At 57.5% G+C, this 24,163-nt stretch carries 23 protein-coding genes and 1 pseudogene; 16 read left to right on the top strand and 8 right to left on the bottom strand.

Annotated elements, in window-relative coordinates; genetic code table 11:
- The gene (locus tag ABWH92_RS15115; protein ID WP_375569743.1) at positions 1 to 630 is read left to right on the top strand and encodes a carbonic anhydrase; all 630 of its coding nucleotides are present in this window, start codon (positions 1 to 3) and stop codon (positions 628 to 630) included.
- Positions 627 to 1,157 (top strand): DUF2478 domain-containing protein, encoded by a 531-nt coding sequence (locus tag ABWH92_RS15110; protein WP_375569741.1) that lies wholly within the window; start codon positions 627 to 629, stop codon positions 1,155 to 1,157. Before ABWH92_RS15115 ends, ABWH92_RS15110 begins: the two co-directional genes overlap by 4 nt.
- A gap of 24 nt (positions 1,158 to 1,181) precedes the next feature.
- On the opposite strand, the gene ABWH92_RS15105 is transcribed toward ABWH92_RS15110, so the two are convergent.
- The gene (locus ABWH92_RS15105; protein ID WP_375569739.1) at positions 1,182 to 1,877 is read right to left on the bottom strand and encodes a glutathione S-transferase family protein; all 696 of its coding nucleotides are present in this window, start codon (positions 1,875 to 1,877) and stop codon (positions 1,182 to 1,184) included.
- Between the two features lie 112 nt (positions 1,878 to 1,989).
- On the opposite strand from ABWH92_RS15105, the gene ABWH92_RS15100 reads away from it, so the two are divergent.
- From ABWH92_RS15100 to ABWH92_RS15085, 4 genes are all read left to right on the top strand, one after another.
- Entirely contained in the window at positions 1,990 to 2,889 is a 900-nt protein-coding gene (locus ABWH92_RS15100) for a polysaccharide deacetylase (RefSeq protein WP_375569737.1), read from the top strand.
- 132 nt (positions 2,890 to 3,021) lie between these two features.
- Positions 3,022 to 3,549, top strand: a complete 528-nt coding sequence (locus ABWH92_RS15095) for a TRAP transporter small permease (protein WP_375569735.1) — start codon at positions 3,022 to 3,024, stop codon at positions 3,547 to 3,549.
- Positions 3,550 to 3,552: 3 nt separating this feature from the next.
- Positions 3,553 to 4,824, top strand: a complete 1,272-nt coding sequence (locus tag ABWH92_RS15090; RefSeq protein ID WP_375569733.1) for a TRAP transporter large permease — start codon at positions 3,553 to 3,555, stop codon at positions 4,822 to 4,824.
- 26 nt (positions 4,825 to 4,850) lie between these two features.
- Entirely contained in the window at positions 4,851 to 5,840 is a 990-nt protein-coding gene (locus ABWH92_RS15085; RefSeq protein WP_375569731.1) for a TRAP transporter substrate-binding protein, read from the top strand.
- 63 nt (positions 5,841 to 5,903) lie between these two features.
- Here ABWH92_RS15085 and ABWH92_RS15080 read toward each other — a convergent pair whose 3' ends face one another.
- Positions 5,904 to 7,922 carry a glycoside hydrolase family 31 protein gene (locus ABWH92_RS15080; protein WP_375569729.1) on the bottom strand — a complete coding sequence of 673 codons (2,019 nt, stop codon included), beginning with the start codon at positions 7,920 to 7,922 and terminating at the stop codon, positions 5,904 to 5,906.
- 133 nt (positions 7,923 to 8,055) lie between these two features.
- On the opposite strand from ABWH92_RS15080, the gene xylA reads away from it, so the two are divergent.
- Entirely contained in the window at positions 8,056 to 9,357 is a 1,302-nt protein-coding gene (gene xylA, locus ABWH92_RS15075) for a xylose isomerase (protein WP_375569727.1), read from the top strand.
- Here xylA and ABWH92_RS15070 read toward each other — a convergent pair.
- Both ABWH92_RS15070 and ABWH92_RS15065 read right to left on the bottom strand, forming a co-directional pair.
- A complete protein-coding gene (locus ABWH92_RS15070; protein WP_375569725.1) occupies positions 9,354 to 9,581 on the bottom strand; it encodes a hypothetical protein in 228 nt (75 codons plus the stop codon). The two genes, xylA and ABWH92_RS15070, sit on opposite strands and share 4 nt — an antisense overlap.
- 91 nt (positions 9,582 to 9,672) lie before the next feature.
- Positions 9,673 to 10,374, bottom strand: a pseudogene (locus ABWH92_RS15065) (LacI family DNA-binding transcriptional regulator); the annotation flags it as partial.
- Between the two features lie 159 nt (positions 10,375 to 10,533).
- Between ABWH92_RS15065 and ABWH92_RS15060 the strand changes: the two are divergent.
- From ABWH92_RS15060 to ABWH92_RS15020, 9 genes are all read left to right on the top strand, one after another.
- Entirely contained in the window at positions 10,534 to 10,863 is a 330-nt protein-coding gene (locus ABWH92_RS15060) for an EthD family reductase (protein WP_375569723.1), read from the top strand.
- On the top strand, positions 10,863 to 11,618 hold the full coding sequence (locus ABWH92_RS15055; RefSeq protein WP_375569721.1) for an SDR family NAD(P)-dependent oxidoreductase: 756 nt from the start codon (positions 10,863 to 10,865) through the stop codon (positions 11,616 to 11,618). The genes ABWH92_RS15060 and ABWH92_RS15055 overlap by 1 nt, the downstream gene beginning before the upstream one ends.
- A 3-nt stretch (positions 11,619 to 11,621) precedes the next feature.
- Positions 11,622 to 13,700 carry a TIM-barrel domain-containing protein gene (locus ABWH92_RS15050; RefSeq protein ID WP_375569719.1) on the top strand — a complete coding sequence of 693 codons (2,079 nt, stop codon included), beginning with the start codon at positions 11,622 to 11,624 and terminating at the stop codon, positions 13,698 to 13,700.
- Between the two features lie 57 nt (positions 13,701 to 13,757).
- Positions 13,758 to 14,969 (top strand): ABC transporter substrate-binding protein, encoded by a 1,212-nt coding sequence (locus ABWH92_RS15045; RefSeq protein WP_375569717.1) that lies wholly within the window; start codon positions 13,758 to 13,760, stop codon positions 14,967 to 14,969.
- A gap of 66 nt (positions 14,970 to 15,035) precedes the next feature.
- A complete protein-coding gene (locus ABWH92_RS15040) occupies positions 15,036 to 15,935 on the top strand; it encodes a carbohydrate ABC transporter permease (protein ID WP_375569715.1) in 900 nt (299 codons plus the stop codon).
- Between the two features lie 10 nt (positions 15,936 to 15,945).
- Positions 15,946 to 16,773 carry a carbohydrate ABC transporter permease gene (locus ABWH92_RS15035; protein WP_375569713.1) on the top strand — a complete coding sequence of 276 codons (828 nt, stop codon included), beginning with the start codon at positions 15,946 to 15,948 and terminating at the stop codon, positions 16,771 to 16,773.
- Positions 16,770 to 17,843, top strand: coding sequence for an ABC transporter ATP-binding protein (locus ABWH92_RS15030; protein ID WP_375569711.1), 1,074 nt, complete (start codon positions 16,770 to 16,772; stop codon positions 17,841 to 17,843). The genes ABWH92_RS15035 and ABWH92_RS15030 overlap by 4 nt, the downstream gene beginning before the upstream one ends.
- A 2-nt stretch (positions 17,844 to 17,845) precedes the next feature.
- Positions 17,846 to 19,438 (top strand): GMC family oxidoreductase, encoded by a 1,593-nt coding sequence (locus tag ABWH92_RS15025; protein WP_375569709.1) that lies wholly within the window; start codon positions 17,846 to 17,848, stop codon positions 19,436 to 19,438.
- Positions 19,435 to 19,842, top strand: coding sequence for a hypothetical protein (locus ABWH92_RS15020; RefSeq protein WP_375569707.1), 408 nt, complete (start codon positions 19,435 to 19,437; stop codon positions 19,840 to 19,842). Before ABWH92_RS15025 ends, ABWH92_RS15020 begins: the two co-directional genes overlap by 4 nt.
- Here ABWH92_RS15020 and ABWH92_RS15015 read toward each other — a convergent pair.
- Genes ABWH92_RS15015 through ABWH92_RS15000 form a run of 4 tightly spaced genes read right to left on the bottom strand, consistent with a single transcriptional unit; the run spans position 19,827 to position 24,110 of the window.
- Positions 19,827 to 20,717: an SMP-30/gluconolactonase/LRE family protein gene (locus ABWH92_RS15015; RefSeq protein ID WP_375569705.1), complete on the bottom strand. Its 891-nt coding sequence runs from the start codon at positions 20,715 to 20,717 to the stop codon at positions 19,827 to 19,829. The genes ABWH92_RS15020 and ABWH92_RS15015 overlap by 16 nt on opposite strands.
- Entirely contained in the window at positions 20,714 to 21,655 is a 942-nt protein-coding gene (locus ABWH92_RS15010; RefSeq protein WP_375569703.1) for an ABC transporter permease, read from the bottom strand. Before ABWH92_RS15010 ends, ABWH92_RS15015 begins: the two co-directional genes overlap by 4 nt.
- Positions 21,652 to 22,596 (bottom strand): ABC transporter permease, encoded by a 945-nt coding sequence (locus ABWH92_RS15005; protein WP_375569701.1) that lies wholly within the window; start codon positions 22,594 to 22,596, stop codon positions 21,652 to 21,654. The genes ABWH92_RS15010 and ABWH92_RS15005 overlap by 4 nt, the downstream gene beginning before the upstream one ends.
- Positions 22,593 to 24,110: a sugar ABC transporter ATP-binding protein gene (locus ABWH92_RS15000; protein WP_375569699.1), complete on the bottom strand. Its 1,518-nt coding sequence runs from the start codon at positions 24,108 to 24,110 to the stop codon at positions 22,593 to 22,595. Before ABWH92_RS15000 ends, ABWH92_RS15005 begins: the two co-directional genes overlap by 4 nt.
- Positions 24,111 to 24,163: the final 53 nt, after the last annotated feature.

Here is a 24,163-nt window from a genome sequence, read left to right as displayed (position 1 = left end):
ATGATCAACAATCTGCTTGCACGTAACGCCAACTGGTCAGCCCGGCGGCATCAACAAGATCCTGGCTATTTTGCCCGGCTGGCTGAACAGCAGGCGCCGGAATACTTCTGGATTGGCTGCTCTGATAGCCGAGTACCGGCCAATGTTGTTGCCGGGCTCGACCCTGGCGAGGTGTTCGTCCACCGCAATGTTGCCAACGTGGTGCACTCTTCTGACATGAACTTACTCAGTGCGCTGGAGTACGCCGTCGACGCCCTCAAAGTGCGTGAGATCATTGTGTGCGGGCACTATGGCTGCGGCGGCGTTAAGGCCGCTACGGAAAGTCTGCCACATGGCCTTGCGGACCACTGGCTGGAGCCAATCAAACGACTGGCTCGCGCCTACGCGCTCGACCTTTCCCAAGCCTCATCTTTGGAAGAGAAGCAGAACAAGCTCGCTGAGCTCAATGTCATTGAAGGTGTGTTGCGTGTTTCAGAAACGCCGATCCTGCAGCGAGCCTGGCAACGCGGCGACAAGATTGCAGTTCACGGTCTGATCTATGGGCTAAGCGATGGCCGGCTACGCAATCTCAACTGTTCTGTTGGTGCCGGACATCTTGATCAACCTGAAACAACAAAGGTGTATCTATGAAAATCGCGTACACAATGATGCCTGGACGGGGGGATATGGACCGGCTCCTTTCCACCTTGGCCAGTGATCTTATCGCCGATGGCCTGCGAGTGTGCGGTGTGGTTCAGTCCAATCAGGAACGTCCAGGCGATCATCCATGCGATATGGATATCAAGGTTCTGCCAGACGGAAACGAGCATCGCATTTCGCAGGCGCTCGGCAAGGGTTCTCGCGGTTGCCGCCTCGACCCTTCCGTGCTGGAGCAGGCCGCTCTTGAGGTTGAGCACAGTCTTGAGGCGGGTGCCGATATCTTGCTCATCAACAAGTACGGCAAGCATGAAGCCCAAGGGCGTGGTCTGGCCACCGCTATTGCCATGGCCGTAGAGCGGGATATGCCGGTGATATGCGGATTGAACGAGCTTAATGTGGAAGCGTTCAACACCTTCACTGCGTCGGCAGCCGTTCAACTGGCCCCCAAGCTGAACGAGCTTGTCGGCTGGGCTAACACCAGTCTAGCAGGGGCAGTTGGCGACGAGCGTGTGGCTTAGCGCTTAAGCGCAGGAACCAACGTCCTAAACAACTGGGTCTGGCGCAAAGATTTGTGGATACATGTGCTGCATCGCTTCTTCATCAAACTCTTGTTTGAAGGCGTGCTGGGTGGGCAGTGCCTTGGCGCGCTGTGCTGCTGGGCGGGCATCAAGCTCTTTCATCAGTCGATCAAGGTTTGGGTATTTTTCCATTATGTTGTCATCAGCCAGCATGTAAGTAAGCCGGTCGCCCCAGCCCCAGACCGCCATGTCGAGGATGGTGTAGGTGTCGCCCATCATATAGCGGCCTTCGGCCAACCGATCATCGATGATCTGCCAGTGGCGCCGCGCTTCAAAGTCGTAGCGCTTGATAGCGTAAGGGATCTGTTCTGGCGCAAACTTGCGAAAATGCACGGCTTGGCCGGAGTAGGGCCCAAGTCCTGAGGCGATGAACATCAGCCAGGAGAGTAGGGTTCCGCGCGAACCGTGATCGTCTGGTGGCAGGAATTGGCCTGTCCTATCAGCCAGGTAAAGCAAGATCGCATTGCTATCGAAAATGGGTACATCGCCATCAATGATGGCCGGTACTTTGGCGTTGGGATTAATCTGTTTGAAGGTCTCGCTGTGCTGTTGGCCGCGTTTGGAATCGATGGGGACAGGCTCATAATCCAACCCACTTTCTTCAAGGAACAGCGCAACCTTCATTGGGTTGGGTGCTGCATTGTAGAAGAACTTGATCATACTCATTCCTAATATGTGCGATATCGTAACACTTGTACGCATGTTGAACATGAGCGACTTTGGCTGGCAAGCGCATTTAGAAACGCACCAGCAGTGACGAGGTCTGACCAAGATGAAGCCTACAATCAATCATGAAAGACCTTGGGACACCGATGAGGCCACCTGGCGAAGCGCGGTCAACCAAGTGCGCGCCGGTCGCGAGCTTGCGCCCAAAACATGGCCTGGCGGTGCCCAATGCGCGATGGCGCTGTCTTTTGATTGCGATCATGAAACGTTTGAGCTTGGTATGGGCAAGGCCGCTGTCGGACGCCTTGCGTGGGGTGAGTTTGGCCGCCGCCGCGGTGTGCCGCGCATCCTAAAAGTTTTAGCCAAACACAACGTCAGGGCGAGTTTCTTTGTTCCAGCTGTTTCGGCGTTGATCGAGCCGGTGGCGCTTCGGCCGATCGTCGATGCGGGGCACGAAATTGGCGTTCATGGCTGGATTCATGAAAACACATCCAAACTGGATCAAGAGACCGAACGCGAGCTTCTGCATCGATCCCGGGACACGCTGGAACAGCTCACCGGTGCCACGCCCGTCGGGCACAGGGCGGCCAACTGGGATCTCAGCGCCCACACCATCCAACTGGTTGCCGAAGCTGGCTTTTCTTATGACAGCAGCATGATGGCCGACGACAGTTGCTACGAGCTTTTGAGCGAAGGTCGCGAGACTGGGCTGGTGGAAATTCCTGTCGATTGGGTGCGTGATGATGCGGTCTATTTGCTGTTCAACCGCGAGCCAGCGACCAGGCCATGGACCGCGCCAACCGACGTGCTCGACATCTTCAAACGAGAGTTTGACATGGCCTTCGATGGGGGCGGCGTTTGTCAGCTTGTTTTTCACCCATTCGTCATCGGCTATCGCTCCCGCATATGGTTATTGGAAGCGTTGATTGAACACGCAAAGGCGCGCGGCAAGGTATGGTTCCCAACCCATGCTGAGCTTGCAGATTGGGTGCGCAACCAGGGGTAGAAACAACCTTCGATCACTCTCGATGTTCGTATTACGCACAAAAATTTATCTTGCGCACAAATGATAAGTGCTCCATCTTAGGTAGTTGTACGCAGGCTATCCTCTGCGGCTATCTGGGTTGGGAGGCAGGCTTTGCGAGCGTTCGTGACAGCCATGGATCGCGTGAATGCAGTGGCCACCGCGCTCGTCGCGGCTTTGCTCGCGATCGTCGCCCTTGCTGTGATGGGCCAAGTGACCGTCCGCTTCGTCCTCACGGCCTTCGGAATCAACATCTCTGCGCCTTGGACCGAAGAGATTGCGCGGTACACGCTGATCTGGATGGTCTTTCTGGGTGCCGCCATTGGCGTACGTCACGCCCGCATGATCGCGCTCGAGTTTGGCGTGCGCAAACTGCCCCCGGGCGTTGGCGTGCCGATCCGCTACGCCGTCATGATTATGAGCATAGCCTTTTTTGGGCTGCTGTTCTGGGTTGGGATGGACTTCTTGGAGCTTGGTCGCTCTGAGCGTAGCCCCGTCCTCGGTATCACCCGCGACTATGTCTACTGGGCGATGCCCGTTGGCATGGTGCTGATGATCCTCAACTCGCTGGCATTGATCGCCGAAACAATCCTTGAAGGCCGCGATATTCGCTTCGCCTCCGATTTCGCGCCGGAGGACTAGGCGATGGTCATGCTCGTTGTCGTTCTTCTGGTGCTTTTCGTGGCCAGCGTCCCCATTGCGATAGCCCTTGGCATGGCGGCGATCCCGACATTGGTTGATCGCGGCATACCCTTTATCGCCATCCCGCAAGTCATTTTCGAAGCGCTGGACAGCTTCGCACTGATGGCCTTGCCACTCTACATTCTTGCTGGGCGGCTCATGCAGCATGGCGGCATCGCCGGTCGGCTGGTCGACTTCGCCAAGGCGCTGGTCAGCTGGGTGAGAGGCGGTTTGGCGGCAGCCGTCGTCATGACATCCATGCTCTTTGCCACCATCTCTGGTTCCTCAGCAGCAACCGCTGCCGCGATTGGCTCCATGCTGATCCCAGAGATGGAAAAGCAGAAATATCCACGCCCGTTCAGCGCTGCTGTGACAGCCTCCTCGGGTGAACTGGGTGTGATCATTCCACCGTCGGTTGCCATGGTGATCTACGGCGTCATCACCGGCGTCTCGATCACTGATCTGTTCATCGCTGGTTTTCTGCCGGGCCTGATGATCGCGGTTTCGTTGATGACCACAGCTATCCTCATCGCTTGGATCATGGGCTATGGCGAGCGCCAGCCTTTCAGCCTGGGTCCATGGGCACGCGACGTCGGCCATGCGCTCGGGCGTGCCTCGCTCTCGCTTTTTATGCCGGTGATCATTCTGGGTGGCATTTTTGGCGGCATCTTCACCGCCACCGAAGCAGCCGTCGTCGCAGTCTTCTACGCGCTGTTCTTGAGCTTGGTTGTCTATCGGGAGATCGGCCTACGCGACCTGCCGCGCATCTTCGCCAGTGCCGCGATCACGTCATCAGTGGTGATGATTATCGTTGCCTTTGCAGCCATGTTTGCCTTCGGCCTTCACCTGCTGCGCGCGCCGCAACAGCTGGGCAATCTCCTAACAACAATCACCGAAAATCCCATCCTTTTCCTGCTGCTCGTCAACCTCTTTCTGCTCATCGTCGGCATGTTCATGGAAACGTTCGCAGCCATCGTGATTTTGGGGCCGATCCTTTCGCCTATTGCCGTCAGCTACGGCATCGATCCGGTCCATTTCGGTCTCATCATGATCGTCAATCTGGCCGTCGGCATGGTGACGCCGCCGGTAGGGGTCAATCTGTTTATCGCCTGCGGCATAGCGCGGATCAGTATGGAGCAACTGATGCGCCCGCTGGCGATTTTCCTAGGTGTGCTCATCATCAATCTTCTGATCATCACCTATGTGCCGAGCATTTCGCTCGTTTTGCTCCGCTAAAATCAACAACTGGGAGTACCGACCGCATGACCATCAAAACGACCCTTATGGGGGCCGCTGTGGCCTTTGCTTGCACCGCGGGTGCAGCGCAAGCGCAGACTTACACCATGACGCTTGCTCATGTTCTCAGCGACACAAGCCCTTACCAAGTGATCCTGGAAGAGTTCAAAAGCCTTATCGAAGAACGCTCAGGAGGCGATATTGCGGTTGAAATCCAGTGTTGTGGCCAGGCAGGAAACGAAACCCGCGCCATTCAGTCGATGCGCACAGGCATCCTAACGGGTGGTTTTGTTGGCGGTTCGACGTTGGAAAACGTGGTGCCTGCCTACCGTGTGCTGTCGCTGCCGTACCTATTTGAAGACAAGGCACAGGCCTACGAGATTCTGCAAAGTGAGATGGGCCGCGAGATGCTTGATCTGCTTGGTGAGTTCGACATGTATGGCCTTGGCTTCGGTTCGATCTACGAACGCTCGGTGGCCTCCAAAGAGCCTGCACGTGTTGAAACCATAGATGACATGCAGGGCCTGAAAATCCGCGTGCTGCCGACACCAGGTTTTGTCGAAGCCTACATTGCGATGGGCACGCAACCGACCCCGATGTCGTATGGCGAGCTTTTCATGGCGATCCAAAACAACGTCGTTGATGCGCTGGAAATCTCGCCTGATGCTATCGTAGCCGATGGTTTCTATGAGACGGTCAACAGCTACACCATGACCCGCGCTCATCAGTCGACGACCGTCTTTGTGCTGTCGCAAAGCTGGTGGGCAGGCTTGCCCTCCGATGTCCAAGAGATGATCCAAACGGCGGCTGACGATGCCATTGCAGTCGGTATCGAAGCCCATGATCGCTTGGCTGATGAGGGTCTTGAGACCGCTCGTGCCGCAGGTGTCGAAATCATCGAGCCAGACCTTGGACCATTCATGGAAGCGGCCCGTCAAAGCTGGGATGTGATCCTCACCGATCAGCCAGAAGCGGCAGAGTTCAAGGATCGCTTCGAAGCCTTCATGGCGCAGTAAATCTGGACATCAACAACGGGGAAGGGTGGCCAATTGGCCGCCCTTTTTTATGTTCAGCCTTCTCTAAACCAAGCGCACATCGCTGCCGGCCCGTTTGAAAACCGGGATCCGATCAAGTGGTGCATCAGTGGTGAAGGTCTGGCCACCTTGATGCTGTGTGCCGGTCCAGGCGTCTTCCCAGTCAGTACCCTTGGGCAAGTAAACCTCTCGACTGGTCGCATCAGCTTCCAGAATGGGCGCCACAAGCAAATCAGGGCCGAGCAAGTAGCTATCGTCCTGGGTCCAACAGCTCGGGTCATCAGGGAAGCCGAACAAAAGTGGGCGCATAACCGGCGTACCAGTTGCAGTCGCTTCAGCACGACAGGCTCTCAGATAAGGTTTCAGCCGCTCTCGCAGGTGCATGTAGCGTTCAAGAATTGCGTACACATCATCACCGAATGACCAGACCTCATTGTCTGCTCCGCCAAATGAAAACAGCTCGCCAAACCGCTCATCGCGCGAGGCATCTTTGCGGAAGCCGTGCAACCGGAAAATTGGGCAGAGCGCGCCAAACTGAAACCAACGGATCAGCAGTTCGTGAAAGGCTGGATCATTCACGTCGCCACCCTTGAAGCCGCCAATGTCAGTCGTCCACCACGGAATACCGCTCATCGCCATGTTGAGGCCCGCTCGGATCTGACGACGGAAATCAGCAAAGGTCGATTTTACATCGCCTGACCAGACCACCACTGGATAACGCTGTGTGCCCAGCCAAGCTGATCGCGAGAGCATCACCCCATCCTCAAAGCCTTCATCTTGAAACGCTTTGGCGTAGCCCTTTTGATGCTCCACCGGGTAGACGTTGGCCACCGCCTGTCCATCACCAGCCCAGAACCGCAAATTGTCGCGGTGCATGGGGTACATTTCCGGCTCATTTGCATCGAGCCAAAAGGCATGAATGCCGTGATCGGCATAGCCTTTTTTGACGCGCGACCAGTGGAAAGCGCGCGCATCGGGATGGGTTGCATCATAATAGGCGAGGGCATTCATCGCGTCCGGCTCACGGTCATAAAAGATCATCCCGTCCAATGCGCCGCGCTTGCTTTGCACCATCCAGCCATTGTCGTGCAGCTCGCCCCAGGTTTCGGCGTTGGCGTTTACCGACGGCCAAACCGAAACCATGGGCGTCACGCCCATCGCGCGCAGTTCGGCGACCATAGCTGATGGATCGGGGAAGTCTTGAGCGTTAAACCGCCACTCACCCATCTTGGTCCAGTGGAAGAAATCGATCACCAGACAGTCAAGCGGCAGGCCTCGCCGCTTATGTTCGCGAGCAATCTCCAGCACCTCCTCTTGCGTCTTGTAGCGCAGCTTGCACTGCCAAAAGCCCAGCGCCCAGTCTGGCAGTTCTGGCGGCCTGCCGGTGAGGGCGGTGTAATCGTTCAAGATAGAAGCAGGCGTCTCACCAGCGATGACGACATAGTCCAGCTGAGCTGTCGCATCCATCACCCACAGCGAGCGGTTTTCCGCCAGTTCCACACGGCCAACGCCTGGGTTGTTCCAGATCAGGCCATAACCGCATGAAGATACCAGAAAAGGGATCGAGATCTCGGTGTTGGCTTGCGCCAAATCTACCACGCAGCCCTTTTGATCAAACTTACCGTGTTGATGCTGACCCAAGCCAAAAAACTGCTCGCCATCACGGGCTTTGAAGCGCTGTTCAACGTGCCAAAGGTCACCCTCTTGTGGTTTGTAGTGTCGGCTCGCTGGCCACAAGATATGCGGCATTTCTTCCTCAAGAAGCAGCGCTCCGGTAACGGCATCAACAAAGCGCAGCTCAAGCGCTGGTCCCATGCCGCGGGCAAGCAAACGCAGCTCAGCGCGCAAACGCCCATTGGTCAAAGCTGCCGCATCCTCGTCGATGTCCCAAGATGTGTCTGGCGCATCGGTTTCCAAAAGCGCGGAGATCGCATGCTCATCGATTGCGCGATTGCGTGTTGTGCGAACCCGCGCGCCATTGGTTCCGCATGGCTCCAGCCAGATCGTTTCGCCACCCAGACGGGCGACAACTCGATCACCGATCTGTTCAAACACTGTTGGCATTGACTGCATTCTCCTTGTCAGATTTCCTTGCAGATTAGGGGCGGGGTTGCGTTTTGGCAAACGTTTGTATTGACCTGATTGAAATGGCGCGCCATCCTTTAAAAGCGCTACATTTTGAACAGAAGGGCTCGATATGACTGACTTTTTCCATGGCATTCCCAAGCTGCGTTATGAAGGCCCGGACAGTCAAAACGAGTTTGCATTTCACCATTACAATCCAGATGAAATGTTGGGCGGCAAAACGATGCGCGAGCATCTGCGTTTTGCGGTTGCCTATTGGCATTCCTTCGCTTGGCCTGGCGGCGACCCGTTTGGCGGGCAGACATTTGATCGACCATGGTTTGGCGATACGCTGGAGCTTGCCAAGCTCAAAGCGGATGTGGCGTTCGAGATGTTTGATATCTTGGATGCGCCATTCTTCTGTTTTCACGACGCTGATGTGCGGCCAGAAGGTGCAGACTTCGCTGAGAACACGCGCAATTTAGAGGCCATCACCGACTATTTCGCGCAGAAGATGGAGACGTCTTCAACCAAGCTGCTTTGGGGTACAGCCAACCTTTTCTCCCACCGCCGGTTCATGGCCGGTGCTGCCACGAATCCTGACCCAGATGTGTTCGCCTGGTCCGCCGCAACGGTGAAAACCTGCATGGATGCCACCCATAAGCTGGGTGGCGAGAACTATGTGTTGTGGGGCGGACGTGAGGGCTATGAAACCTTGCTCAACACTGACCTTAGTCGGGAAGCTGAGCAGGCAGGTCGGTTCCTTGCAATGGTAGTGGAGTACAAACACAAGATCGGTTTTGACGGCACAATCCTGATCGAGCCAAAACCACAAGAACCGTCCAAACATCAGTATGATTATGATGTAGCCACCGTATACGGTTTTCTTAAGCGCTTTGGGCTGGAGAACGATGTTAAGCTGAACATCGAGCAAGGCCACGCCATCCTGGCCGGTCATTCCTTTGAGCACGAGCTTGCTCTGGCCGCATCGCTCGGCATTCTTGGCTCTATCGACATGAATCGGAACGATTACCAGTCGGGCTGGGACACCGATCAGTTCCCCAACTCTGTGCCGGAAATGGCGCGTGCTTACTACGAGATTCTAAAAGCTGGAGGGTTCACCACAGGCGGCACCAATTTTGATGCCAAACTGCGCCGCCAGTCCCTGGACCCAGATGACCTTGTTCTCTCCCATGCCGGTGCTATGGACGTTTGCGCGCGGGCGCTGAAAGCAGCTTACGCCCTTTTTGAGAACGGTAGCTTGGAAGCGGCGCGCAACGAGAGATATGCGGGCTGGAACGCGCCAGAAAACGCGTCAATGCTGACGTCCGATCTTAGCAGCATCGAACAGCGTGTTCGCAAGCAATCCATCAATCCTCAGCCGCGATCAGGCAGGCAGGAGCGACTGGAAAATCTCTGGAACCGTTTCGTTTAGGCAGACAGGAGGTGGGAGCCACGAAGCAAGGCGCGCGGCTCAATCACTTGCCCCTCCAGATCATCATCATCTCGCGGCCCGTCAAGCCGCCGAAGCATGATATCGCTGAGTAACTCGGCCACGCGATTGTCTTCGGTTGAGAATGTCGAAAGGGGAGGGGCTGTGTGTTCTGAACCGGGGAAGTTTTGACCACCAAACACAGCGGCTTCCTCTCCAAGTTTCACGCCGAGTTTGGCAGCAGCGCGGAAAACACCAAAGGCCAGAGAGTTCTTGAATGCATGCCAGGGCAATGCGCGCTCCAGGTTGCAGCAGCCCCATAGCGGCTTCTTCTCCCATCGCTTCGGTCATCTCGATGCGATGGGTGTGCACATTGGTAAGGCCGTTCTTCGATGCAGCACGCTTAGCACCAGCAACATAGTTGTCCGCAAAGCGCAAACCCTCAGGTGCTGAGAGAATGTGCAAGGAATCTGGTTTGGCCGAGGCAAGCGCTTCAACTGCGACTTCGCCCGCGCGCGCATAATCGATCTCCACCCAAGGGTGCTCACGCTCCCATCCAGTTCGGCCAAAGGTCACGAACGGAAAGCCTGCCTCGATAAGATAGGCGACGCGTGGATCGTCCTGCCGTGTTCGGCCAAGCACGATGGCATCGGCCAGCCGGTCTTCGACAACCGCACGCACGATATCAATCTCTTCATCACGCTCTTGTGCTGCGAACACTGCCAGACTGCGACCGGTGCCACGCAAACGTTGATCCAATGTCGAAAGCAATTCCAAGAAAATTGGCGAGGCAAATCGCTGTTGCGGTGGGGAGAGCAACACAGCCACGCGATTGGTCATCCCACCTTTCAGAGCCCGCGCCATCGCATTGGGTCGGTAGCCCATACGTTGCGCGGCATCACGGATAACCTCTGATGTTTCAGGCTTCACCCTTGGATCGGAACGCAGTGCGCGCGAGACCGTGGACACATCGAGACCAAGATGCTCGGCAATATGTTTCAATCCAACGCGATGCGGCATGTACGCGACCTCCATAAGCCAGCAGTGTGGTGATTCTGATCGCCCGTTGAGAGCCTTCTTTTACACCGGAAATTTTCCGGAAAGCAAAAATACAAAGGTTTGTATTGACGCAATCGTCCATTTGTCGTGAAGTATGCGCAACGATAAATGGGAGGTTGCATGATCAAGCTCGTCGCCCTTGTGCGCCGCAAAGCGAGCCTGTCGAAGACGGCATTTGCCGACTACTGGGTGAACGTTCATGCACCGCTTGCTGCGGCCATTCCAGGTATGCGCGGGTATCGTATCAACATAGCTGGTGATGCAGGCGGCATGCCCCCTGCAGACTATGACGGGTCGGCGGAAATCTGGTTCGATAGCCGAGAGGCGATGGACGCCGGGCTTGCTTCGCCAGAGAACGACATTGCGGGCAAAGACACCGAGAATTTCCTCGACCATTTGGAATTTTTGGTCGTCGACGAGCACGTGATTCTGCCGAAGAGCGTCGCCTGATGGCCGCTCGGATGTTTCCCGTTGCTGATCGCCATCAAGGCAAAGTGTATGTCATCACAGGCGGTGCCGAAGGCATTGGTCGGGCATGCGCTGAACGCTTTGCTCAAGAGGGCGCGCACGTCATGATCGCCGATATCAATCCCAAGGGCGCAGACGTTGCCGATAGCATTGGAGCGGCCTTTCAACTGACCGATATGGCCGAACCAGAGCAGGTGAGGGCGCTGGCCGCCGCCACCGTCGAGCGCTTTGGCCGGATTGATATCTGGCACAACAACGCCTTCACCGCCGTCTTCAAACCCATTCATGAACAGACACTAGACGAGTTCAACGCCATCACCGGCGTTGGCATTCGTGGCTATTGGATGGGCGCAAAGGTGGCCGTTGAGCAAATGCGGCTTCAAGGCTCCAAGGGCGTCATCGTCAACACTGCGTCTGTGCAGAGCTTTGTCGGTGAGAAGGGCTTTTCAGCTTACCAAGCCACCAAGGGCGCCGTGCTCGCAATGACCCGATCTCTTGCGCTCGATCACGCACCGGACATTCGCGCCGTGGCCATCGCGCCTGGTTTGATTGAGACCGAAGCGGTGAAGGCCATACCTCAAGATGTCATGGACGAGGTGATTGCGGGCATACCCGCAGCCCGTGCGGCGCAGCCTGAAGAAGTTGCCGCGGTTGCCGCTTTCATCGCCTCAGATGAGGCTGACTACATGTCTGGAACCGCCATCATTCTTGATGGTGCCTACCTTGCGATTGGATAAGTGATGACCTCTTTGTTCACCCAAGATGGGGTTGCACTTGTCTGTAGTTTTCAGGCTGAAACACTACTCATCGAGCCGTGGGGCACGGATGCCCTGCGCGTGCGTTCGCGGCCAGGCCGAACGCTTGCCGAACCACATGTCGATGCGCTGTTGGCTGTCGATGGGCAAAGCTCTCAGATAACCATCGAGGGCGAAAAAGCCTCCATTACGCGTGGCCATATCCGCGCCGAGCTTTGGATCAAAGTGCGCTACGGTGCTGAAGTCCGTCGCGAACTGATGATCCGTTTTCTGCGGTCTGACAGCGGCGAGGAGCTTCTATCGGAAACACGTTCTCACTTTGCAGGGCCACGTCCACGCAACTTCAAGGCCATCGCATCCGGCTCATGGAAATTGGAACAGCAGTTCAAAGCCTATGACGGCGAAAAACTGTGGGGCCTAGGCCAGCCGCAACACGGCAAGATGGACCTGAAGGGCGTCTCAACCACGCTCTTGCAACAGAACGCCCATGTGGTGATCCCATTCGTCGTCTCCTCGCGCGGTTATGGTTTTCTCTGGAACAATCCTGCCGTTGGCCGCGCTGAATTTGCTTCCAACGTGACCCGCTGGACGGCTGAGGCCACCAATGGTCTGGATTACTGGGTCACAGCTGGCGACACGACCCAAGAGATCGTGCGCAACTACATCATGGCGACAGGCAAATCGCCCGACATTCCTGATTGGGCGCTTGGCTTCTGGCAGTGCAAACTGCGCTACCGCACGCAGGAAGAGCTGCTGTCGGTGGCGCGCGAGTACAAAGCGCGTGGCTTGCCACTGTCCTGCATCGTGATCGATTTTTTTGCTTGGACACGCCAAGGGGAATGGAAGTTCGACCCCTCTGAATGGCCCGACCCCAAAGCCATGGTCGATGAGCTCAAATCCATGGGTGTTGAGCTCATGGTCTCGATTTGGCCAACAGTCTCAGCTTCCTCTGAGCACTACAAACAGATGACCGAGCGTGGTCTGATCTTCACCTCCGAGCGCGGCTCACCGGTCATGATTCCGTTCCCAGACAAAGACCCGTTCGGCGCGGGTTTTTTCACCTATTACGATGCGTTCAACCCCGACGCACGAGCCTTTCACTGGGATTTGGTCAAAGAGAATTACGTGGCCCACGGCATCAAGCATTTCTGGCTGGATGCGTGCGAGCCAGAGATGCGGCCTGCCCACCCGGAGAACGTCCGGACGTCTTTGGGCAATGGTGCCGAAATGCTCTGTGGTTATCCGCTCCTTCACGAGGAGAATTACCGCAAAGGCCTGACTGATGCAGGTCACGAAGATGGCGTTCTGCTTTGTCGTTCAGCTTGGGCCGGCTCGCAGCAGCATGGCGTGATCCTATGGTCCGGCGACGTCTGGTCTGATTGGGATTGGTTCCGCGCCCAGCTTCCTGCCGGTCTGCATGCTGGGATGTCAGGCCTTGGTTGGTGGACGACCGACATTGGCGGTTTTTACGACGGGCATGGAGAATCAGAAGAGTTTCGCGAGTTGCTCGTTCGCTGGTTTGAGTTCGGTGTCTTCTCGCCCATTTGCCGTTTGCATGGCTTCCGTGTGCCGGAGGGTGTGCCTGCCCCAGGACCGGGCGAAGAGGTAACCTACGGCCAAGATACCTTCAACATCTTCACCAACACCGGTGGACCCAACGAGGTCTGGTCTTACGGGCCGGAGATTGAAGCCATCCTGACCGAGTTGCTCCGCGTGCGCGAGGCACTACGCCACTATCTGGAAGGCGTTTTTGCCACCTATGCACAAACTGGTGACCCGGTCATGGCGCCGCTTTTCTATCATTTTGACACAGATGCTGGCGCCGATGGCACGAGCTACATGCTTGGGCCTGATCTTTTGATTGCGCCCGTTTTGAACCCTGGCGAGCGATCCATCACTGTTGATCTACCAGATGGCGAAACCTGGGTGCATGTCTGGTCCGGCGAGACTCACGATGGTGGTACCGGCGCCAGTGTTGATGCGCCGTTCGGACAGCCAGGCGTTTTCGTTCGCGCAGCCGCTGCTCATCGGTTCACACAAGCTTTCCCCGCCCTAACCCCCTGAAACCAAAAGAAGAGCGCTGTTGAGGCGCCCGCCCACACACAAACAAGGGAGATACCCATGAAACGTACCTTCACAGCGCTGGCGTTCTCAGCGCTCCTCACATCGACCGCCATAGCGCAAGATGTGACACTAACCCTTTGGACCGAAAGCGCAACAGGTGCTGAGGCGACCTTTGCGGGCGAGTTTTCTGAAATGGACAATGGGATCACCATTGAAGTCCGCGAAATTCGTTTCGATGACATCGTGACCGAAACGCTGCGTGCGTTCGCAACACGCACCAACCCGGATATTATCTCAATCGACAATCCCGATCATGCAGCCTTTGCCGCACGGGGCGCTTTCTTGGACCTCACCGATTTGGCGGCTGGGTCCGATCAGATCGACATGGACAATTACTTCCCCGGCCCACGATCATCCTTCACATGGGACGGCGGTGTTTACGGCATTCCGCGCGCCTCCAACACCATCGCGCTCTACTACAACAAGGACCTGTTTGAAGCCGCTGGCCTTGACCCCGATAGCCCCCCGACAACTTGGGACGAGCTTTACGAAGCTGCCAGTGCGCTGACCGATCCTGACAATGACGTTTACGGCATCGCCTTCTCCGCCAAAGCGTCTGAAGAAGGTACGTTCCAGTTCTTGCCCTGGCTGCAAATGACCGGCGGCTCGTTTGAACAGGTCAATGGTGATGGTGCAGCTGACGCACTTGCCTTCTGGAAAACGCTTCTTGATGAAGGTCTTACAAGCCCGGACACCCTGACCCGCGGCCAGTGGGATTCCACCGGTACGTTCAATGGCGGCAACGCGGCCATGGTGATCTCTGGTCCATGGGAGCTGAACCGCATGGCATCTGATGCGCAGTTTGAGTGGGGTGTAACACTGCTTCCTGTACGCGAAGAAGGTGGCCCGCGTGCATCGGCTTTGGGAGACTTCAACCTCGCCATCTTCGACAACACCGAGCATCCAGACGAGGCCTTTGCGTTCCTAGAGTATTTTGACAGTCAAATGGACCGCCTGTGGCCTGAATTTACCCGCATGCCACCGCGTCCAGACGTTTCGTTGGCACCCACTGGCGATGCGCGCATCGATGAAGCGGCTGGTGTGTTCACAGAACAGCTCCAATACGCTGCCAACCGTGGACCACATCCTGAATGGCCGCGCATCTCACGTGCCATCCAAGATGCGATCCAGTCCTCATTGACAGGCCAAAAAGAACCGCAAGAGGCACTGGATGATGCCCAAGCTGTCATTGATGGTATCTTGAACTGATAGCGGTCAGTCATCGCAGTTCGGCCAGGCGGTTGTCCGCCTGGTCTTTGCAGCAAAGGCGCAACCATGAGCCTCTTTAAGAGCTTTCGAGACGGCATCGGCTTTGACACGCTGCTTATCGGCTTTGCTCTGCTCTACCTTCTGGCCTTTGCTGGCCTGCCGCTCATCTACAACGTCATCATCTCGTTTCAGCAGGTCGACGTTTTCTCGCTCGGAACGCTCTTTCACTCTGCAGCGGGTTGGGACAATTACCTATCGATCTTCCGTGATCCGTTGGCCAACATGGTGTTTTGGAACACCATTATCTTCACCGTTGGCTCGGTCGCCTTCCAGTTCACCATCGGCTTTGCATTCGCGCTGTTCTTCCACCAAAAATTCCCCGGCGCGACCTGGTTTCGCGGACTGTTTCTCGCCGCCTGGGTGATGCCTGGACTGGTCGTTGGTGTGCTGTGGAACTGGCTGCTGTCTGGTGACTTCGGCGTCATCAATCATGTGCTGCTCACCACCGGTCTGATCTCAGAGCCGATCTTCTGGCGCTCGGATATCGACGTCGCACTCTACTCGGTAATTCTTGCCAACATCTGGTATGGCATGCCGTTCAACATGATCCTGTTGTCGGTGGGTTTGGCGGCCATCCCTGACGATCTTTACGAGGCAGCCGAGCTGGACGGTGCAACCGCCTGGCAGAAATTCTGGACCATCACGCTGCCCATGATGCGGGCCACCATCGGCGCGGTTCTGGCGCTGGGCACCATCTTCACGCTTCAGCAGTTCGACCTCTTCGCCGCGATTACCTCTGGAGGCCCGGCGGGCTCCTCAACGGTGGCGCAGTATTGGTCTTGGCAGCTTTCGTTCCGCGAGTTCGATTTCGGACGCGGCGCGGTGATCTCTGTGATGATGATCATCGTCGTGCTGGCCGTTTCTCTGGTCTATGTGCGCTCCACCCGCGCTGAGACGCGGCTGTGAGGGCGGCGTCATGAGATCAGATTGGCACAGCCGCGCACTCTTTCTCATCGCCCTAGTCTTGGCGGCGATCTACCTGTTTCCGCTCTACTGGATGTACGTGACGAGCCTGAAAACTGGCTCGGCCATCTTCGCTGTCCCGCCAGAAATCCTGCCGACGGATCCGCAATGGGGCACCTATGCGGAAGTCTGGGCGACCACCAACATCCCGCGCTATCTCTGGAACTCCACGCTGATTGCTACCGGCGTGACGGCGGTGACGGCTATCCTTGGGGCAGGGGCCGCCTATGTGCTTGCGCGCTATCGCAACGTGTGGATCGATGTCGCTCTGTTCACCGTGCTCATGCTGCAAGTGCTGCCGCCAAGCTTGATGGTGACACCGATCTTTGTTGGGTTTGCCACAATTGGGCTGCTCGATTTTCCGCGTACTGCCGCTGTGCTTGCTATTGCGGCGAAAACTATGCCGTTCTTCGTCATTTTGTGCCGGGCGACGTTCATGACCATCCCGCGTGAGCTGGAGGAAGCCGCGCTGGTGGATGGCAACTCGCGGGCAGGGGCGTTCTTCTTCATTGTCCTGCCGCTGGCGCGTAACGGCATCCTGGTCGCTGCGCTTCTGATCTTCATGCAAGGCTTCGGTGAGTACGTCTACTCGGCCTCGCTCATCGCCGACAATCGCCTGCAACCAGCTTCCATCGGCATGACAAACTTCCTTCAGCCGAACGTTGTTAATTGGAACGCCATCATGGCCTTTGCCGCGACCTATGTGACGCCAATCCTCGCCGCTTTCGTCCTTCTGCAACGCCAGATCGTCAACGGTCTGACCTCCGGGGCTTTGAAATGACCAGTAGCCAAATCCGCATTGAAAAGGTCGACAAGCATTATGGGGCGTTTCATGCCCTGAAAGGCATCGATCTAGATATTCCCAAAGGCGGTTTCGTGGCGCTGGTCGGCCCGTCTGGCTGCGGAAAATCCACCCTGCTGCGGACCATCGCTGGACTCGAGAAGATCACCTCAGGCGACATGTGGATTGAAGACAAGCTGGTGAATACTCTCGCGCCGCGTCACCGCGACCTGGCGATGGTGTTTCAGTCTTACGCGCTTTACCCACACATGAACGTGCGCGACAACCTCACCTACGCGCTGCGCCTAAAGGGTGTCTCCAAAGCCGAGCGCGCCAAACGCGCTGAGGAGGTGGCAGCGGTGATCGGCCTGGAGAGCCTGCTTGATCGCTTTCCGCGCGCCCTGTCGGGCGGGCAACGACAGCGCGTGGCCATGGGCCGGGCTATCATCCGCTCACCCAAAGCGTTTCTGTTTGATGAGCCGCTGTCCAACCTTGATGCCGCTCTCAGGGTCCGCATGCGCAAGGAAATCCGCGCGCTCCATGATCGCATCGGCGCGACATCGGTCTACGTGACGCATGACCAGATCGAAGCCATGACCATGGCCGATCATGTCGTTGTGATGCGCGCTGGGGTCATCGAGCAGCAAGGCGCGCCTTTGGATCTCTATGAACGCCCAGCCAACCAGTTCGTGGCCGGTTTCATCGGCTCTCCAGCGATGAATTTCGCACCTGGCGTGGTGGCCGAGAATGGCACGTCAGTTCGGTTGTTGGATGCGGAAATCCCAATCGATCTGGCGATGCAGCCAGGCCGCGATGTCATTGTTGGTCTACGGCCAGAACACATCACGGTGACTGATCCCCAATCAAAAGGGGCGGTGCCAGTGACCATCTCTGCCGTTGAAGCGACCGGATCGTCCAGCTATCTCTTCACTGATGGTGATCCGGAGCTGGTGCTTGTGACCAATGGAACCAGCCCTTTGGAGGCGGGCGAAACCATCGGGCTGTCGGTCGAACCTGATCAGGTGCACCTTTTTGACAGCCAAACCCAGGTGGCGCTGCGGAGCACTTAGAGATGGCCGAGCACAGCGATGTGGTGATCGTTGGCGCTGGTCCGTCGGGCGCCGTCGCCGCCAGCGAACTCATCGCCGCTGGTATGTCCGTCACAGTGCTGGAACAAGGTGATTGGGTGCCAGCGGACGCGTTTCACGGCGCGACACGCCATTGGGAACTCACACAACTGCACGAATGGCACCCCAACCCGAATGTGCGGGGCAGGGCAGATGATTATCCAATCGATACGTCCAAGTCCGACGTTAATCCGCTGATGTTTGCCGGCGTTGGCGGGGCGGCCCTGATCTATGGCGCGCATTGGATGCGCTTTATGCCATCGGACTTTCGCGTGAAGACACTGGATGGCGTGGCCGATGATTGGCCCTTCGCTTACGAGGATTTGGAACCCTTCTACGCGTATGTCGAGGAGGCGATGGCGGTATCGGGCCGTGCCGGCAACACCGCTTACCCTGATGGCGCACCATGCCCCTTGCCGCCGCTTCCCATCGGCAGAGTTGGACGTAAAGCCGCCGAGGGCATGAACGAGCTTGGTTGGCACTGGTGGCCCGGCTCGAATGCCATTCCCTCGCGCCCCTATCGCTCGTTGCAACCCTGTGTGCTGCGTGGCACCTGTGGCACGGGTTGTTCAGATGAAGCCAAGGCAACGCCGGACCGCACCCATTGGCCAGAGGCCATCAAGCGGGGGGTGAATCTGATCACCGGCGCGCGGGTCTGCGAGGTCGAAACCGATGCACAGGGCAGGGCATCTGGCGTGATTTGGGTCGACCGAGACGGTGCGCGCCATCGCCAGAGCGCAGATGTCGTCATCCTTTGCGCCAACGGCATTGGCACACCGCGTTTGCTGTTGACGTCAGAGCTTGCAAACCGGTCCGGGCTTGTCGGCAAACGGTTGATGATGCACCCGTTTGCCGCTGTCATGGGCACGTTTGAGGAGGATCTGGAAAGCTGGGTCGGTCCTGCCGGGCAGATCCTCACCTCCATGCAGTTTTACGAAACCGACAAAAGCCGGGGCTTTGTGCGCGGTGCTAAATGGAACTGCATGCCCGCTGGCGGGCCGCAAAGCTTCCGCGCTGGCTATGGCGATGGTCCGCTGACCGATGCCTGGGGCGCCGCGCTGCACGAGCGCGTGCGACGCAAGTTTGGTCGATCCTTCGAGTGGGGCATCATTGGCGAGGATTTGCCGGATGAGGCCAATCAGATCGTGCTGTCAGAGACGCTCACCGATGGTGACGGTCTGCCCGCGCCGGAAATCCGCTATCAAGTCTCTGACAACACGCGCGCCATGCTGGATTTTCACAGCGCGCGCGCCGTTGAAGCAATGGAGGCGGCTGGCGCTATCGAGACCTCTGTGACCTCGTTGATCCGCGATTGTGGCTGGCATCTCATGGGCACGGCAGTCATGGGCAACGATCGAGAAACGTCCGTGACCAACGCCGACGGTCGCTGCCACGACGCCCCGAACCTTTATGTGTTTGACGGCAGCCTGTTCCCAACATCTTCGGGCATGAACCCCACGGCGACGATCATGGCGGTGGCGGCCAAATGCACATTGGCGCTGATCGAAAATCGTGCTGAGATTGAGACCGCCGCATGAGACTAACCGACGGCCAGAAAACACGGCTAGGAGAGTTTGCGAGGGTTATGCTCCCCGGCAGCTCCCGGATGCCCTCAGCCGTTGATCTCGACCTATGGCATAACCCGGTAGACGAAGTTTTGGCCATTGATCCAACGCGGTTAGAGCCACTGTTGCAGTTCTTGGCGTTGGAAGGGCCCGTCGAAACACTCGCCGACGTCGAAGCCTTAGCGCAAGCGGACACATCCGGTTTTGAGGCGTTGGGGGTTGTGCTCGCTAATGCCTATTTCATGCATACGGCTGTGCGCGAAAGCATCGGCTATCCGGGGCAGGAGGCACGGGACAGCTCTGGCGGATTGTCGGAGGAGGATGAGGCGCTGCTCGCGCCGGTTATCGCACGGGGGCCGATCTACCGCCCCGCGTAACTCCAGGCCCGACCGCCGGGTAGAGCGGTTTTCAGGTGGTAGAGCGATGACACGGCCGTGATGAAAAGGTCATCCATCTCAGGTCCACCAAATTCCACATTGGTCACCATTTCCGGCACCGCTGCGTGGCCAATTTGAGAACCATCCGGCGCATAGACATAAACGCCATCGCCGCCGCCAACCCAAAGGTTGCCCGCCGTATCGACCCGCATACCATCGGGCACACCAACCGCCATGACGGCGAAATCGCGAAGGTTCGACGCCTCCCAACTCTCCGAGATATCGCAGGCGAGCACCTTGTGATGCTGTTCGGAGCTGTCGCTGACATAGAGCGTGCGTTCGTCCGGCGAAAGGCACAGCCCGTTGGGCCGATAGATGTCTTTCAGGACTGGTGCCGGGCTATCGGCATCGTCGCCTACCTTGAACACATAACAGCCTGGAATCTCCATCGCCTGTTGATAGCCGTGAAGCTCGCCATCCTCTGCGCGCAAGCCAAAAGGCGGATCAGTGAAGAGAATAGCGCCGCCCGATGTGCAGATGACATCATTGGTGGAATTGAGCACTTTGCTGCCAAGCGAACGGGCCAGAACCTCGCGGCTCCAGTAAGATCCATCGGCGCTGACAGTCAGAGCCGATAAACAGCGCGTGGAGTGCTCGCAGGAGAGCACGCGACCATCTGTGGCGCGCGCGAGCCCGATGGCGAAATGGGCATCGTCGGTCCATAGCGACACGCCCCGCTCGGCGTGCCAAGCATGGATCGCATTGCCTGGGATATCGGTGAAGAGCAGCGTTTGATGGTCAGGCAGCCACACTGGCCCCTCGGTGAAGGCAAAGCCGGTCGCAAGCTGTTTTACGTCGCTGGCAATCACACTCATGCCGAAGCTCCTTTCAAACCCCTGGCCCAACGGTCGAGCAGCACAACGGCAATGACAAGCACGCCTTTGATGACCTGCTGGGCGTTGAAATCCACATTGAGAATGGCAAGGCCATTGTTGAGCACGCCGATCAGCATCACGCCAATCAGCGACCGCACCAAGGATCCAGTGCCTCCGCCCAAAGCTGTCCCGCCGATCACCACGGCGGCAATGGCATCGAACTCCAGGCCGACCGCCCCGTCGCTGCGCGCGTTACCAATGCGTGAGATCAGGATCATCCCGACCAAACCCATCAATGCGCCCGCCATGGTGAAGATCAAGATCTTGATGCGATCCACCGCAAGGCCCAGCATCCGCGAAGACGGTTGGCTGCCGCCAATCGCGTAGACATGGCCCCCAAATCGCGTGCGCGAGAGCAGCCACCATAGGGCCAGAAATGCGAACAAAAGCCAGAGGAACGCGCTGCGCAGCCCGAACACCGACCCGGTGGCAAAAAGATCGCGGAACCAGTCGGCGTCAAACAAAATTGTCCGCCCGCCGGTTAGTGTAAGCGCTACGCCTTGGGCAATGAAAAAGCTGACCAGGGTAGCAATGAACGATGGCACGGCAGCATAAACCGTTAGCAGTCCGTTCATCAGGCCGAAGCCCGCGCCGACACCCACACCAATAAGGATCGCCCAAGGGCCAAACCCGGCAGCAAGCGCCATGGCCGTTACCACGCCAGCTGCGGATGCTACAGCGCCGACCGAAAGGTCGATTTCGCCAGCCAAAATCACAAAGGTCATAGCGAAGCTGGCAATGCCAAGCACGGCGACTTGTCGGCCGATAGCAATGAGGTTCTCCGGGGCGCGGAAGGCAGGGCTCGCAATCATCATGCCGATCACCACCAAAGCGAAGGCAAGGAAAATGCCGTAATTGGCCAGTTGAGCGCGCGTCATGTGCGCACCCCTGATGCCAGCCGTTCCAGCACCACGGCAAAGAGGATGATCACGCCTTTCACGATGTACTGCGCATCGATGTTGACGTTCATCAGCACCATGCCGTTGTTGAGCACGGCAATCAGCAGCGCGCCCAGAAGCGTGCGCAAAACCGAGGCCCATCCACCGAAAAGGCTAGCCCCACCGATGATGACCGCCGCAATGGCATCGAGCGTCAGGGTGGGGCTTGATCCCGGGGCTCCATTGCCAAGCCGCGCCGCACTCAAAATCGCGCCAAGGCCGACCAGCAGCCCCATAATGGCAAACACGGCCACCTTGCGCTGTTTTACTGGCACACCAGATAGGCGCGCCGCCTCCATGTTGGCTCCAACGGCAAACAGCTCACGGCCAAAGCGCGTTCGGTTGAGCGTCAGCAGACAGGCAACGAATGCCAGTGCGACGATGACTAGTGGGATTGGCAGGCCGAAAATCTGTTCTGAATAGAAAAGGTCGAGGAAGTCGTATTGCAGAATGGCGACCGAAATCGCGCCGGTGAACACAAAGGCAAGGCCAGTCGCGATGGCGAGCATGCCGAGTGTCACGATGAAAGAGGGGATTTGCCCATAGACGGTAATCGCGCCGTTCAGCGTGCCAATGCCAACTGAGATCAAGATCACCAGCACCATGGCGACGGGCCAGGCCATCCCTGCCACCATTATCTGCGCCAAGATGACCGAGAGCAGGCCAACAACAGCAGAGACGCTGAGATCGATCTCACCGATCAGGATCACCAGTGTCATCCCGAAGGCAACGAGCATGAGGGTCGCGCTGTCAGTGGCAAGTCGCTCGAAATTGCGCGCGTTGAGGAAGAACTCAGACGACAGCGAAAAATAGCCAATGAGCAAGATCAGCCCGAGATAGGGCATCAGATCACGCAGCAGCTTGGCGGCTGACTGGTTCATGCAGCCACCTCATGATCAGGTGATTGCTCGGTGAACGCTAGCTCCAGCAGGCTTTCTTCGGTGGCATCGGCGGCAGACACCACACCTGCTACACGCCCTTGCGCCATCACGGCGATACGGTCGCTGATTTGCAGTACTTCGGGCAGTTCCGAAGAGATCACCATCACCGCTGTGCCTTGGGCAGAAAGATCGCGGATAAGAGTATAGATCTCAGACTTCGCGCCGACATCGACACCGCGTGTCGGTTCATCGAGCAGGATCACCTTCGGCGCAATGGCGAGCCATTTTGCGATGGCCACCTTTTGCTGATTTCCGCCAGACAATGTGTCAGCGGCCACATCCGGTGAAGCCGCGCGAATGCCCAGTTTACCCGACCACTCTTTTGCCATTGCTTTCAGCTTTGCCATGGAGAGCCAGCCTGATTGGCTAAGCGACCCCAGGTTCGGCAACGCGATGTTATCGGCCACTGAAAGGGAAAGTACCAAGCCTTGGGTTTTTCGGTCTTCGGGCAGGTAGGCAACGCCGGCCTCGATGGCGTCTGCTACGGTGTTCGGACTAAAAGGCTCGCCAAACAAGGTCATCGACCCAGCATCACGGCGATCAACACCGGCCATGAGACGCGCAAGCTCCGTACGACCTGCCCCCATCAACCCAGCGACGCCAAGCACTTCGCCGACATGCACGTCTAAAGAAACATCGCGCACTGCCGTGCCTCGCGATAGACCATCGACACGCAGTGCTACTGGTAGGTCTGCTACGTGAACACCGCTGCGCTTCTCATCAACGGCACGACCCACCATGGCTGCGATCAGCTTCTCGCGCGTAAAGTCTTTCGCATCGCCCGTCACCACATGCTTGCCGTCGCGCAATACTGTGATGCGGTCGGCCAGACGAAACACCTCCGACATGCGATGGGTGATGTAGACGATCCCGACACCATCGGCGCGCAATCGATCCACAAGGGCAAAGAGCAGCTCTTCTTCTTGGCGACCAAGTGAGGAGGTTGGCTCGTCGAGCACCAGAACCTTTGGCGTTTCGCCGCAGGCGCGGGCGATTTCCACCATCTGGCGCTGGCCCGCCGAAAGACTGCCTATTGGTGTGCGGGCATCGAGTTTGATGTCGAGACGATCAAGAATTGCTTGCGCTTTAGAGTAGAGCGCACCGCGATCGAGCCAAATCCCCGCTTGCATGGGCTCCTGACCGATCATGATGTTTTGGCCTACATCCAGATTGGGCAGAACCGTGAGCTCCTGAAACACCGTATGGATGCCAAGTGCCGTAGCATCTGATGGAGTGGAGAGCCCCACGCGCTGGCCCTCAACCTCGATGAAGCCCTCGTCTGGCCGGTGGATGCCAGCACCGATTTTCATCAGTGTTGACTTGCCAGCACCATTCTCGCCCATGAAGGCGTGGACCTCGCCAGCACGTACATCAAAGCTCACATCGTCCAGCGCTATCACGCCAGGGAAGCGCTTTGTGATGCCATGAAGTGAGAGGCGAGGGGTGGATGTCACAAATCAACTCGCGCAAAAAAGGCAGGCTCTTTTTGAGCCTGCCCAAGTTTTCG

The organism is Ahrensia marina (assembly GCF_042140245.1).
In the GTDB taxonomy this organism is placed as follows: Bacteria; Pseudomonadota; Alphaproteobacteria; order Rhizobiales; family MH13; genus MH13.
The sequence above is the reverse complement of the archived record's forward strand: the minus strand, read 5'-3'. Positions and strand labels throughout refer to the sequence as shown.

Bases quoted from the DNA above. Each gene is read 5' to 3' on its own strand.
- xylA (WP_375569727.1), top strand. From the start codon at position 8,056: ATGACTGACTTTTTCCATGGCATTCCCAAGCTGCGTTATGAAGGCCCG.
- ABWH92_RS15110 (WP_375569741.1), top strand. From the start codon at position 627: ATGAAAATCGCGTACACAATGATGCCTGGACGGGGGGATATGGACCGG.
- ABWH92_RS15020 (WP_375569707.1), top strand. From the start codon at position 19,435: ATGAGACTAACCGACGGCCAGAAAACACGGCTAGGAGAGTTTGCGAGG.
- ABWH92_RS15035 (WP_375569713.1), top strand. From the start codon at position 15,946: ATGAGATCAGATTGGCACAGCCGCGCACTCTTTCTCATCGCCCTAGTC.
- ABWH92_RS15005 (WP_375569701.1), bottom strand. From the start codon at position 22,596: ATGAACCAGTCAGCCGCCAAGCTGCTGCGTGATCTGATGCCCTATCTC.
- ABWH92_RS15045 (WP_375569717.1), top strand. From the start codon at position 13,758: ATGAAACGTACCTTCACAGCGCTGGCGTTCTCAGCGCTCCTCACATCG.
- ABWH92_RS15010 (WP_375569703.1), bottom strand. From the start codon at position 21,655: ATGACGCGCGCTCAACTGGCCAATTACGGCATTTTCCTTGCCTTCGCT.
- ABWH92_RS15115 (WP_375569743.1), top strand. From the start codon at position 1: ATGATCAACAATCTGCTTGCACGTAACGCCAACTGGTCAGCCCGGCGG.
- ABWH92_RS15085 (WP_375569731.1), top strand. From the start codon at position 4,851: ATGACCATCAAAACGACCCTTATGGGGGCCGCTGTGGCCTTTGCTTGC.
- ABWH92_RS15090 (WP_375569733.1), top strand. From the start codon at position 3,553: ATGGTCATGCTCGTTGTCGTTCTTCTGGTGCTTTTCGTGGCCAGCGTC.
- ABWH92_RS15025 (WP_375569709.1), top strand. From the start codon at position 17,846: ATGGCCGAGCACAGCGATGTGGTGATCGTTGGCGCTGGTCCGTCGGGC.
- ABWH92_RS15055 (WP_375569721.1), top strand. From the start codon at position 10,863: ATGGCCGCTCGGATGTTTCCCGTTGCTGATCGCCATCAAGGCAAAGTG.
- ABWH92_RS15040 (WP_375569715.1), top strand. From the start codon at position 15,036: ATGAGCCTCTTTAAGAGCTTTCGAGACGGCATCGGCTTTGACACGCTG.
- ABWH92_RS15015 (WP_375569705.1), bottom strand. From the start codon at position 20,717: ATGAGTGTGATTGCCAGCGACGTAAAACAGCTTGCGACCGGCTTTGCC.
- ABWH92_RS15100 (WP_375569737.1), top strand. From the start codon at position 1,990: ATGAAGCCTACAATCAATCATGAAAGACCTTGGGACACCGATGAGGCC.
- ABWH92_RS15080 (WP_375569729.1), bottom strand. From the start codon at position 7,922: ATGCCAACAGTGTTTGAACAGATCGGTGATCGAGTTGTCGCCCGTCTG.
- ABWH92_RS15105 (WP_375569739.1), bottom strand. From the start codon at position 1,877: ATGATCAAGTTCTTCTACAATGCAGCACCCAACCCAATGAAGGTTGCG.
- ABWH92_RS15050 (WP_375569719.1), top strand. From the start codon at position 11,622: ATGACCTCTTTGTTCACCCAAGATGGGGTTGCACTTGTCTGTAGTTTT.
- ABWH92_RS15030 (WP_375569711.1), top strand. From the start codon at position 16,770: ATGACCAGTAGCCAAATCCGCATTGAAAAGGTCGACAAGCATTATGGG.
- ABWH92_RS15060 (WP_375569723.1), top strand. From the start codon at position 10,534: ATGATCAAGCTCGTCGCCCTTGTGCGCCGCAAAGCGAGCCTGTCGAAG.